The following is a 10,764-nucleotide window of genomic DNA, read 5'->3' on the forward strand; positions in this document are numbered from 1 at the left end:
TTAGTCATCCACGTTCTGAATGGTTATCTGGTAATGGAAAGCGCGCTGGGTGATGGACACCGGCTGGCGCTCTGCGCCGCGCTGCAAATAGTCGATGCGGGTAATTTCGTTACCCTTATTGTCTGCCAAAATCCGCCGCGCGCCCTGATCTTTCAGCGTCCAACCCGCCGGTAGCAACGGCTGCCAGCGACTCACCGGCCAGTAGCAGAACATGATATCGGCCAGAACTTGATTAGCAGGAGGGAGTTGGGCGATTTTCATTGCCTGCTCGGTGTGGATCCCCTGCGCGTCGTAGGTGGCTTTAAATAGGCGGATGCCCAAAGGAGAAAGCCCGGCAATCTGTAGCGACTTGCCGTCGGCGCTCACCAGCACCAGCAAAGATTGCTGCTTGCCGTCAACCGTGGCGGTCAATAACTGCTGCTGATTGAAGGGCTTGGCAAACTCCGGCGTCGGCAGAGCTACCCGCACGCCGGGTTTCAGCCACGCCTGCGCGGTTTCATCCGGTCTGGGCTGTGAGGCACAGGCACTGAGCAACAGCACCATCAAGGCCGTTAGCATTCGGCTCATTTTTTTCTTCCTCTTTTTTTGACCGGCAGGGTGAGCGGCGACAGCAGAAAGGCGGTCAAAATGCCGCAGCTCAACACAATGCCAAAACTGCTGATCGCCTGAGTCGAGCTGAACACCAGCATGCCGAACGTCAGCAGCGTAGTAACCACCGCCATAAAGATGGCGAACATGGAGGTGGTCGGCGTGCCGCGCGGATTGGTAAAGAACAGCGTGTAGTTGATGCCAATGCCGAGCACCAACACCAAGGCCAGCAGTGAAAACAGGTTGAGGTTATGGCCGCTGTAGCCCAGCGCCGCGACGCCCATCGCCAGAGACAGCAAAGTCGGCACCAGGCAGATCAGGCCGTGCGGCAGGCGATAGCGCCACAGATAGATGGCGGCGATGAACAGCACCGCCAGCCCCAGCAGATAAGAGAGGTAGACGCGATACTCGGAGAACAGCTGGCTGAACTCGGTTTTGCGCTCCACCCAGCCGGTTCCGGCAAACTCTTTCGCCAACTGAGCCATGGCCGCGCCGTTATGCACGCCGTTGACCGGCACCAGCGTGGCGCTGCGCCCGTCGGGCAGTGACAGCCACAACAGCCGCCAGCCCTGGCTGACCTCGCTGTCCAGCCACGCCTGCGGCGTGACAAACCGATCGCTGAGATCCGCCGCCGGTAAGGCGATCCCCGCTTGTTGTAACTGAGTTACTACCTGCGGAGCCTGACGGCGCAGCAGATCCAAATCCTGCTGTTGCTGATGCAGCGAAGGCAGACCAATGGCGCGATAGCCGTCGATCCAGCCCTGCGCTTTGGCTTTTGCCAATGCCGGGCGCAGCTTCTCCAGCCGCTGTAGGGCCTGCTCGGCGTTTTCACCGTAAACCACCAGCCATTTCTGATCGTTAGTTTGCCCAGTCAGCGCCGCCATCTGCTGCTCCTGCTGTTGCAGGTCGGCGGGCAAGGCTTGCAGGTCGGCAATGTCATCATTGATATGCAGACGCGCTAATCCACCCAGCGCCAGCGCGGCACACAGCAGCGGTAGCCCAACGCGAATAGCTTTACGGCTGCGCCAGGCGTGCAGCCAGCGCAGGATCACCCCCAGCCCCGGCGTGGTGCCGACCGGCAGATTGCGCGATAAATAGGGGTACCAGCACATGACGGTAATGCAGGCGGCGCTCAGGCCAGCGGCGGCAAACACTGCCAACTGCTGCAAACCGGGGAATGGCGCGATCAGCAGCATCAGATAGGCCGCCACCGTGGTGAGCAAGGCGACAGAGAGCGCCGGAAAGAGTTTTTTCAGGCTCTCCAGCGGCGAATTCTCCGCGCCGTGTACTCGCCGCTCGGTGAGGAAATAGAGCGTGTAGTCGGCTGAGATGCCGACAATGCTGGCACTCAGCACCAGCGTCATGATATGGATTTCGCCGAACACCCACAGAGTCACCACCGTGCCGCTTAGCGCGCCAATGGCGATCGACAGCAGGCTGAGCAGCATCGGCAGGATCGAACGGAACATCAGCAGGATCAGCGCGAAGACGCCAATCACCGAGGCCAGCCCAATGGTGGAAATATCACGCTCAGCCTGATGGCTGGCGTAATCGCTATAGAACACCGTGCCGCGCTCCAGCACTTTGGCACCCGGCCACTGCTGCTCGAACACCTGCTTTTGCGCCTCCAGCGCGGCGACCACCTGCCTGCCGCTGGTGATGTCATAGGAAGAAGCTTTCAACTCGCCGTGCAACAGATACCAGCGGCGCCCCTGCTTGTCGGTGGCCACCAGCCAGCCGTCGTCGAGGCTCATGCCCGCGCTGTTCTGCTGCTGCGCCATTTGCGAAGCGCGCACCAACAGCAAGGGGTCGTGATTCAACTCTTTACCACTGACCCCGGCGAAAGCGGAATAGACCTGCCCCAAGATCCACTGGCTTTGGGCCTGCGACCCCGATGTCAGCCGCTGGCGCGTGGCGTCGTCCAGCATGGCGTTGCGATGGGCGTAGAAAAACGCCCCCCAGGCTTGCTGCTGCTCGGCACTCATCGGCCCCTGCACCTCGCCCAACGCGGGCAGTCGGCGCAGGCGTGCCAGCCAGTCATCTAACGGCGCGGTTCCGGCCGTCTGCGGCGGGCTGACCAGCCACACCAGCTGCCGGTCCAGCCGCTGGCTAAAGCCGCGAGATAACGCATCCGGCACGCCCGCTAGCTGCTGCTTGGGCAGCAGTGCCAGCACGCTGCTGTTAATCTGGCTGCGCGGCAGAATAACCACCAGCGCGGCCACCAGCAGCAGGCAAATCAGCAGCCAGCCCTGCGCCAGCCTGCGGTGAAGGTTAGGCGCCAAAGTGGGCCTGCTCCGCCGTGGTCAGCGTCGCCGGTTGGGTTTGCTGATTGAAGAAGCGAATGCGGGTGACATCGCCCTGCATGTCATTGATTTCTATATTATCCAGAAAGGCGCTGCCCTTCAGATGCAGGTTGCGGAACAGGCGATTGAGCGGCGTGGTGGTCGGCGTCAGGGTCAACTGCCAAGCGCCCTGCCCTTTATCGCTAAAATCAAGTTTAAAGTTCTGCTGCAAAGCCTGCCGGTCAGCGTGGAACAGGGCGGTCAGCAGCGAGTTAAACTGGAACATCTGCGGGTTGTTGTCCGCCGTTACCACCTGCGGCGGCTGGTCCTGCATGGTCTGCACCATGCGGTTTTCGGTTATCAGTAGCGTCAGGCTGAAAGGCTTCTCCTGTTGCCACCACAGGCCATTTTTCTGCGCAATCAGTAAGTTGCCGCTGGATTTCAACGGCTGGCTCATGCCGCTGATGCTGCGCTGCTGCTCGAACTGGGCGCGCAGCACCGGCTGCTGGCTAAAACGCTGCTGCAACTCTTCCAAGGTCACGGCGTGGGAGGCCAGACTGAACAAGCTCAGGCAAAAAAGCAGTATAGTTTTCACAGCGCGATCCCCGTTTTGTCGAACAGAACCTGTGGCGAGACGAAACACATCTCGTTGGTTTCGGCATCTACCGCCACCTGAATGGTGTAGCCGGTGGTGGTGCGTTTGCCGGTGGCGCAGTCAAAAATCTGGTAGCCAATGCGCAGGCGGTTTTCAATCTCTTCCAGCTGAGCATGCACCTCAACGCGCTGTTCAAACAGCAGCGGCGCAATGTACTTCACCCGCGTGTCGACAATCGGCCACACATAGCCCGAAGCCTGCATCTGCCGGTAGCCATAATCAAACTGCTTCAGCAGCTGCTCGCGAGCGATTTCGAGATAGCGAAAATAGTTGCCGTGCCACACTACGCCCATGGCATCAGCATCATGGAAAGGAATGGATATCTCTACGCGGGTGCTAAAACGCGGGTCGTCAAAGCGCGGATCGAGTTTCGAAGGCATATCAGTCTGGGTCCCGTTGTGCAGCATCCACCTGCGGCGGCTGCCAAAAATCAAAAAAGTTAAACCAGTCGTGCGGCGCCAGCAGGCAATAGTGCTCCAGCCGCTGCGCGTAGTGATCCACTGCCGCCTGAAGACTCTGCTGGCGCTCATTGCGCGGCAGTAAGAGAGGGTCGGCAAAGGCTTCAAAATAGATATGTAGCTGCTGGTTCTGCTTCAGGCCGAACATCAGGAACACCGGCACTTTCAGGGCGGAAGCCAGAATAAACGGCCCCTGCGGGAAAGTGGCGAGTTCGCCAAGAAAACGGCTGCGCACTACCCGAGGCGCTTCTCCGCGAGCATGCTGCCCGGCGGAAGTTCGGTCGCCGACGATGGCCACCCATTCTCCCGCTTCCAGCTTGCTTTTCAGCATCACGGCGGTATCCGGGCCAAGGGTCGAGACTTGGATCAGATTGATTTTGGCCTGCGGATTGACCTCTTTCATGATCTGATTGAAGCGCTCGGCGTGCTGAGTAAATACCAGCGCGTTGACCTTCACATTGTGATTGAGCTCGCCCAGCGCGCGGCAGGATTCAATATCGCCAAGATGGGAAGCAAGGATCAGCGTCCCGCGACCGGAGGCGATCTGCGCTTCGCAAAGTTCACGATTAACCATCACGGCGTTGTGGCCGAGCACCGTATCGCCGCGCCAGCTGGCGAGTTTATTCAGCATGGCGTCGCCGAAACGTAGGAAATGGCGGAAGCTGCTCAGTTGATAAGGCAAGCGGTGCTGATGCAGCTCGGCATAGCGCGCCACGCGGCGCAAGTAGTGTTGCGAGGCCTGACGCTGGGTTCGCCCGGTCAGCCAGAAATAGCCAATCACCGGATAGAGCAGCAGCTCAAAGGCTCTGCGCCCCAGCAGCTGATAGACCTTGAGCATCAGCCGGATGCCCCACAGCCCTTGCCGCTCGGGGGTTTGCGACCAGTGTGAGTTAGCAGTCACTTTACGCTGCATTCGAAGTAGCCGGGGGATGCGCGGCAACATGCCGAAGAACAGGCGGGTGTGCATCCACGAAATGCGCAGGTTGTCTTTCAGGGCGTCAAAGTGCGAAAGGCCGTCCTGCGGATAAGTCACGCGGGTCGGCAAGAAACGGCTGCGCGTCCCCTGCCAATAGAGACGAACCATGATTTCGGTGTCGAAATCCATTCGCTCACCCAGCCGATGGCGCTGTATTAGCTCAAGACAAGGGGCCAGCGGGTAAACGCGAAAGCCGCACATGCTGTCTTTCAGCGACAGCGACAGCGTTTCAATCCATACCCAAACATGGGTGACATAGCGGCCGTATAGACGGGATTTCGGCACCGACTCATCATAGATTGGCTGGCCGGAGATAAGCGTATCCGGGTATTTTTGCGCCTCGGCGAGCATCGTTGGGAGATCCTCCAACTGGTGCTGCCCGTCGGCATCCACCTGTACCGCGTGGGTGTAATTCAAAGCTGAAGCCTGTTTTAACGCCGCGATGACCGCCGCCCCCTTGCCCTGATTCTCAATCAGGCGCGTTAGTGAAACCTGAGGCAGCTCGGCGGATAAACGCCGTAACTCCAGCGCCGTGGCGGGTTCGCTGCCGTCATCAATGATAAGACAAGGCAGGTTGAATTTCTCCAGACGCGCCAACACGCCCGCCATCATCGGGCCATGATTGAAACAGGGAATAATGATGCAGGGGCGGAAATCGGCGGCGGTTAAGGACATAAAATCACTTTCCCGCTGCTCGCCGCCTGCTGTGCAGCCTGATAGCTAAACGCCAGACGCTGCTTCTCTTTCAACCATTCGATGCGCAGCTCAACCTGTTCGTTAGGAAATAGCGGCTTCTGGAATTTGAGTACTTCCATGCCGCCAAAGGTTCCCATCTGCGGGAAATCTTGGCGGGCAAAGGCCATCACCCAGTTCACCTGCGCGACGCCGGGCAGAATCGACAACTCGGGAAAATGACCTTCGAACCACAGCAGCTCAGGCTGTAGGCGCAGAGTGAGGGTCAGGACATCTGCCTCGCGTTGAGAGTGAAGCACCTCTGGCATCATCATAAAAACATTTCCTGTATTTCCGCATAGGCCCGTTTTCCTTGGGCATTGAGCGGGATGGAAGGCGCGATTCGCCAAAGCCGTGGAATGGCGACCGGGGAAAGCCAAGCGCGCAGTTGCTGATGCAGCGCAGCCTGAAATGCGGCCAGCCCCAAGCTGCCTAATTGCTGCTGCCCGGCTGAACTCAGCACAATCAGCGCCGCGACGTGATCCCGCCCGCGCTTCTGGAACACCAGCACGCTGGCATCTGACAGCCACTCCAGCCCCTGCAAACGTAGCTCTACTTCAGTCAGCGAAATACGCTGCTCGGCAATCTTAATCACCCGATCCTGACGATCGCCAAGGTGAAACTGGCGCGGATCGGCCAGCAGCTTAATATTATCGTTCAGCCGCACGCCTTTGGGCTGCGGGATCAATGCCGATAGTGCCGAATGGCCGCCCTCATCATGGCCAACCAAAGTGACGCCGGCAAATAGCTCCCACGGCGAATTGGGCACCTGTTGCTGGCGCTGGGCGAGAATGCCGGTTTCCGTGGTGCCGTAAATCTCTGTCGGCAGCACGCCGCATTGGCTCAGAGCGCGCTGGGCGGCGTCATAACTCAGTGGGCCACCCGCAGAGAATACCTGCCGGCAGTGGGTAGCAGGCAGCGCGGGGTCAAGCCTTTGCAAGAAGGCCGGGCTGGCAATCAGCACCAGATCGCCGCCATGGGCCAACTCAATCAGCTGCTCGTGGTATTCGATTCGGCTAGCGTAAATCGGCAACCCCAGCGACAGAGGCAGAATCAGACTGAATGTCAGCCCGTACATATGGTGATGCGCCACCGTGGCGGCCAGTCGAGCGTTAGTCGGGAATTCTTGCCAGCACTGAGCCAGCCACTCAGCTTCTTGCTCAAGGCTGGCAAGGGTTTTCACCACTTTTTGCGGCGTTCCCGTCGAGCCTGAGGTAAAAAGCACCACCGACAGCCCCTCCTGCCACGGCGGCAGAGCGAGTGATTCAGGCGATGGTGGCGGTTGAGAGTCGAAAGGAAAGTACAGCGTCGGGCAATTCAGTTCGAGGGGCTGGTCAGTAAGCAGTGCGTCGAACTCAGGCTGCATCTCGCGCAGCACCGCCTGACGACAATGGCCGGGTAAAATCGGCGTTCGCCCGCAGTAGAGCACAGCCAGCAGAGCGGCGGTAAAGGCGTAAGGGCTATCAAAGCAGAGCGCCCATCTTGCCGCCGTCGTGGCGCTGATTTGATTGACGAGATGAAGCACATCAAGCCGCAAATCTTTTACCTGCCATTCGCGGCTTTTGGACCAGGCCACCCGTTGGTCATCTGGCCGCTCTGCTGACAGCCAGCCTGATATTGGCAAAGTTAGTCGCGCCGCACCCTTTTTCTGACTATCCATTCAACACTCATCAATAAGCCAATCAGCAGATAACTTAACCCGCCGTTGTAAAACGTCCATAGCGCAAGGTCCCCGCGCAAACAGGTATAAAGCGCGAATGCACCGTTAAAAATAAAAAACACACACCAAGTCTGGGTGACTTTTCGCGTATAAGCGATGCCCCTTGGCGGTAAATCCGGCTCACTCAAACGAGCAAGTCGTTCGATAATTGTTGGCGTATAAAACAGAGAGGAGAAAAACAATATAAACAGTAATGCATTCACCGCGACCGGGTAGTAGAGCAGCATCTGACTCTTATTCAGCACCCAGCTCGAAAGCGCCAGCAGGATGCCCACCGCCGCAATCGCTTTGCCCAAAAACGCCAGCTGGCTCAGTTTCCCGCGAAAAGTGATCAGCCGCAGAATAAAAACCACGATTAAAATAGGGGCCAGAACTGCTATGCCTGCGTGCTTAATTCCCAACCAAACGGCAAAGGGATAAGCCAAAATGACTAGCGGCAACAGCCACTGGCTGGCTCGAATCAGTCGCGACACTCTCTTACTGCGGTTCTGATTCGAGCAGTTGGCCGATGGCGTCAACCACATCCTGGACGGTGCGCACCGACTTAAACATCTCAGGTTTGATTTTTCGACCCGTGGTTTTCTGCAAATGCACGATGAGATCGACCGCATCGATGCTGTCCAAATCCAGATCTTCATACAGTCTTGATTCTGGCTTGATATCATCTTCATCAAGCTCGAACAGTTTCACCAGCAGTACTCTAATTTCTTGATAAATCTCTTGCTTCTGCATACGTCTCTCTCAACCACGCTGTTCAGAAATAAATTTAGCGAGGGTCTCTACCGAATAAAAATGCGCGCGCATTTCCTGACTCTCTGCAGAGAGAACCAATCCATACTTATTCTTTAAAGCTAACCCAAGTTCTAAAGCATCAATGGAGTCCAGTCCCAGACCGTGACCAAACAGCGGCGAAGCGGTGTCGATCTCCTCAGGGGTCATCCCCTCGAGATTCAATGTCTCAATAATGAGGAGTTTGATTTCGTTACTTAAAGGAACCATGACTTATTTCTCGTTATTTTAATGACTACCGCGTCAACTCTGACCGTAAATGGTGCGTCAAACGTCTCGCTGCCAAAGCAGGAGAAAGGTCGTGTTCATCAATGAACTTATCGGCACTGAACTTGTTTTCTACAGAAATAATGAACTGCGGTTTAGTCGGCGGAATGTTATACCATTTGCCCTGTTTGGTCAGCATGGGCGGGGTACAGGAGATACGCACCACCCTGATATCACAATGTGCTCTGAGCGCGATATTGGCGGCGCCTCGCTGCAACGCCATCGGCTTCCCGACAACGGTTCGCGTCCCTTCCGGGAACACCAACAGCGTGCCCCCCATCTTTAAACGCGCTTCGCAGGCTAACATCAACTCCTCCGAACCGGCATTAACCAGATAGCCAGCTGCGCGGATCACGCCGCGAACAAACGGATTACTCAACAAAGCCTGTTTCACAATGCAATCACAGCGCGGCATGCAGGACGCAAGGAACACGTAATCAAGCAGGCTGGGGTGATTAGCAACCACTAGGCATCCGGCGTCCTGCTCAAACTTCTCAATGCCGATAAAGCGATAGTCCAACACGCCAACGCCACGCAGCGCGCTCAAGAAGAAGCGGAAGCTGTAGCGGATGCTCTGCAGCGTCAGGCGATGCAATTTCTCAGGCTGGCGGATAAATAGCCGCAACAGACTAAACCAGATCAGGGAGAGTGCTAATCCGCCAATTCCGAAAATGCCAAAAAAGAAGCCGGTGGCTGTCCAGCGCCAAACGCGATTTAGCCAATGTGCTTTCTGATAAGTTTCATTCACGAGCGGCGCTTCCAAGCCCAGCGATGAGCGCCCGCGTTAACCCAAAATTCGTTCTGATCGCGCAGCCAATAGCGTAAAAACTGCAAACTTTGCGGCAGTGCCTCATCCCCATGGTCACTCCCCTGCCATTGGCAACTGAAAACATCCCCTTTTGCCAGCAATAGCGCCACGGCGTAAGGATAGAAAGGCTCTCCACTTGGCGGTGAGTAGAGGTCAGGAACCAGACCGTCAAAATCAATAAGCAGCACGCGCTCCATACCGGTAAGTAGCATGGCCTGTGCTTCTAACATCCCCTGTTGGAAGCTATCTAGCCCGGCAGCCAGAGAAGTGATAGGTAAGGCTTTTTTACTAATAATGGTCAACCAACCTGCCGCCGTATTATGAACCGAGGTGGAGAAATCGGTTGGCGATACCTCCCCTTCTCGCGACAGGGTTTGCAGAATTTTAAATGTTTTCTCCAATTCACCGTGCTGGCTGGTAAAAATTGCAGCATCTACCTGATGAGTTTCGAGTAGTGTTAGACCCGCCTCAACGGCTGCGCGGCTCGGTGGACTCATCCGTCGCTCAGACATCATGGGGATCAGCGGGCTTTTCTCTAAAGTTTGAGTAAAACCTGGTGCAGACTCATGCGATGCCCATTGATTCCACTGCTGTTTAGAGCGTAGACCAGGCGCAACTGCCTGCCAGTCCAGGATATCTAATGAGTATTTCATACACTTCTGCATCTCAACATTTCGGAGGTCGGAACTTTATTATATAACCTGACAAGTTTCATCTGTAAATTAGCACAATAGGTCAAAACAGCTGAAATACCGGAATAAGCCGAAAAGGTTGAATGATTGTTTAAGGTTGTTAACTTTAGCCAAACGAAAATGGTAATGAGCTGTTTTAATTATTCTCATTAACTATTTAGTATTAGTAGGTATCGGTCAACACAGCAAAAAATTAACTCTCAATAGAGTTTCTAATAATTTAACGAGAATAAATTATGAAATATTCTAATACAATTTTAGCGTCGGTTGTCGTCGCGTGTTTGCTCAGCGGCTGCTCAACCCTTACGCCAATTCATAACGTAAGAGAAACTATTGCTCTGCAACACTCTCTGGAGCAGGTGCGCAAGGCGATTCTCATCGCAGGCGCACAGCGCGGCTGGTCAATGACCCCAGTGCAGGATGGCGTTATTGATGCAAAATTGGCTAAACGTGATTTCAGCACTCATATAAAAATCAATTACTCATCAACGCAATATAGTATTCAATATGTGGATAGCACTAACTTAAATGCTAAAAATGGCATGATCCACAATAATTATAATCGCTGGATTGCCAATCTCGATAAAGACATCAAGATCCAGTTAGCGGTTCAATAAAATCAATAAACCTAAAGTATTCATAAGTAGATATTCTATATAGGGTATCTACTTTTTATTGTTTGAAGGTAACCTGAAGCGATATTTAATGCGGAATTTGGAGAATTAGATTAATTAAACATGGATAGTTGTAAGAATCTAAATGCAAAAAACCCTGAATCTTTCGATTCAGGGTTATGC

The 10,764-nt window shown here is 55.3% G+C and carries 13 protein-coding genes; 1 reads left to right on the forward strand and 12 read right to left on the reverse strand.

Features of this window, described 5'->3' with window-relative positions; genetic code table 11:
- Genes ACT3RR_RS21345 through ACT3RR_RS21400 form a run of 12 tightly spaced genes read right to left on the reverse strand, consistent with a single transcriptional unit; the run spans position 1 to position 9,928 of the window.
- On the reverse strand, positions 1–567 hold the full coding sequence (locus ACT3RR_RS21345) for a DUF3261 domain-containing protein (protein WP_353501119.1): 567 nt from the start codon (positions 565–567) through the stop codon (positions 1–3).
- Positions 564–2,870: an MMPL family transporter gene (locus ACT3RR_RS21350; RefSeq protein WP_496201085.1), complete on the reverse strand. Its 2,307-nt coding sequence runs from the start codon at positions 2,868–2,870 to the stop codon at positions 564–566. The genes ACT3RR_RS21345 and ACT3RR_RS21350 overlap by 4 nt, the downstream gene beginning before the upstream one ends.
- Positions 2,860–3,465 (reverse strand): outer membrane lipoprotein carrier protein LolA, encoded by a 606-nt coding sequence (locus tag ACT3RR_RS21355; RefSeq protein WP_496201086.1) that lies wholly within the window; start codon positions 3,463–3,465, stop codon positions 2,860–2,862. The genes ACT3RR_RS21350 and ACT3RR_RS21355 overlap by 11 nt, the downstream gene beginning before the upstream one ends.
- A complete protein-coding gene (locus ACT3RR_RS21360; protein ID WP_353501116.1) occupies positions 3,462–3,905 on the reverse strand; it encodes an acyl-CoA thioesterase in 444 nt (147 codons plus the stop codon). Before ACT3RR_RS21360 ends, ACT3RR_RS21355 begins: the two co-directional genes overlap by 4 nt.
- A gap of 1 nt (position 3,906) precedes the next feature.
- Positions 3,907–5,634 carry a glycosyltransferase family 2 protein gene (locus ACT3RR_RS21365; RefSeq protein WP_496201087.1) on the reverse strand — a complete coding sequence of 576 codons (1,728 nt, stop codon included), beginning with the start codon at positions 5,632–5,634 and terminating at the stop codon, positions 3,907–3,909.
- The gene (locus ACT3RR_RS21370) at positions 5,625–5,966 is read right to left on the reverse strand and encodes an ApeI family dehydratase (RefSeq protein ID WP_353501114.1); all 342 of its coding nucleotides are present in this window, start codon (positions 5,964–5,966) and stop codon (positions 5,625–5,627) included. The genes ACT3RR_RS21365 and ACT3RR_RS21370 overlap by 10 nt, the downstream gene beginning before the upstream one ends.
- The gene (locus ACT3RR_RS21375) at positions 5,963–7,351 is read right to left on the reverse strand and encodes an AMP-binding protein (RefSeq protein ID WP_496201088.1); all 1,389 of its coding nucleotides are present in this window, start codon (positions 7,349–7,351) and stop codon (positions 5,963–5,965) included. The genes ACT3RR_RS21370 and ACT3RR_RS21375 overlap by 4 nt, the downstream gene beginning before the upstream one ends.
- Positions 7,318–7,935 carry a COG4648 family protein gene (locus ACT3RR_RS21380; RefSeq protein WP_353501112.1) on the reverse strand — a complete coding sequence of 206 codons (618 nt, stop codon included), beginning with the start codon at positions 7,933–7,935 and terminating at the stop codon, positions 7,318–7,320. The genes ACT3RR_RS21375 and ACT3RR_RS21380 overlap by 34 nt, the downstream gene beginning before the upstream one ends.
- A complete protein-coding gene (locus ACT3RR_RS21385; RefSeq protein ID WP_353501111.1) occupies positions 7,889–8,143 on the reverse strand; it encodes an acyl carrier protein in 255 nt (84 codons plus the stop codon). The genes ACT3RR_RS21380 and ACT3RR_RS21385 overlap by 47 nt, the downstream gene beginning before the upstream one ends.
- A 9-nt stretch (positions 8,144–8,152) precedes the next feature.
- Positions 8,153–8,410, reverse strand: coding sequence for a phosphopantetheine-binding protein (locus ACT3RR_RS21390; protein WP_496201089.1), 258 nt, complete (start codon positions 8,408–8,410; stop codon positions 8,153–8,155).
- A 25-nt stretch (positions 8,411–8,435) separates the two neighbouring features.
- Complete coding sequence (locus tag ACT3RR_RS21395; protein WP_353501109.1) at positions 8,436–9,215, reverse strand: lysophospholipid acyltransferase family protein; 780 nt, start codon at positions 9,213–9,215, stop codon at positions 8,436–8,438.
- Positions 9,212–9,928: a beta-ketoacyl synthase chain length factor gene (locus ACT3RR_RS21400; RefSeq protein WP_496201090.1), complete on the reverse strand. Its 717-nt coding sequence runs from the start codon at positions 9,926–9,928 to the stop codon at positions 9,212–9,214. The genes ACT3RR_RS21395 and ACT3RR_RS21400 overlap by 4 nt, the downstream gene beginning before the upstream one ends.
- A 275-nt stretch (positions 9,929–10,203) precedes the next feature.
- On the opposite strand from ACT3RR_RS21400, the gene ACT3RR_RS21405 reads away from it, so the two are divergent.
- Positions 10,204–10,584, forward strand: coding sequence for a hypothetical protein (locus tag ACT3RR_RS21405; RefSeq protein ID WP_441656169.1), 381 nt, complete (start codon positions 10,204–10,206; stop codon positions 10,582–10,584).
- Positions 10,585–10,764: the final 180 nt, after the last annotated feature.

It is taken from the genome of Ewingella sp. AOP8-B2-18, from assembly GCF_052376015.1.
GTDB classification, from domain to species: domain Bacteria; phylum Pseudomonadota; class Gammaproteobacteria; order Enterobacterales; family Enterobacteriaceae; genus Ewingella; species Ewingella allii.

Coding starts and splice junctions, on each gene's coding strand:
- ACT3RR_RS21345 (WP_353501119.1), bottom strand. CDS start 567: ATGAGCCGAATGCTAACGGCCTTGATGGTGCTGTTGCTCAGTGCCTGT.
- ACT3RR_RS21360 (WP_353501116.1), bottom strand. CDS start 3,905: ATGCCTTCGAAACTCGATCCGCGCTTTGACGACCCGCGTTTTAGCACC.
- ACT3RR_RS21365 (WP_496201087.1), bottom strand. CDS start 5,634: ATGTCCTTAACCGCCGCCGATTTCCGCCCCTGCATCATTATTCCCTGT.
- ACT3RR_RS21370 (WP_353501114.1), bottom strand. CDS start 5,966: ATGATGATGCCAGAGGTGCTTCACTCTCAACGCGAGGCAGATGTCCTG.
- ACT3RR_RS21375 (WP_496201088.1), bottom strand. CDS start 7,351: ATGGATAGTCAGAAAAAGGGTGCGGCGCGACTAACTTTGCCAATATCA.
- ACT3RR_RS21380 (WP_353501112.1), bottom strand. CDS start 7,935: ATGTGGTTGACGCCATCGGCCAACTGCTCGAATCAGAACCGCAGTAAG.
- ACT3RR_RS21385 (WP_353501111.1), bottom strand. CDS start 8,143: ATGCAGAAGCAAGAGATTTATCAAGAAATTAGAGTACTGCTGGTGAAA.
- ACT3RR_RS21390 (WP_496201089.1), bottom strand. CDS start 8,410: ATGGTTCCTTTAAGTAACGAAATCAAACTCCTCATTATTGAGACATTG.
- ACT3RR_RS21400 (WP_496201090.1), bottom strand. CDS start 9,928: ATGAAATACTCATTAGATATCCTGGACTGGCAGGCAGTTGCGCCTGGT.
- ACT3RR_RS21405 (WP_441656169.1), top strand. CDS start 10,204: ATGAAATATTCTAATACAATTTTAGCGTCGGTTGTCGTCGCGTGTTTG.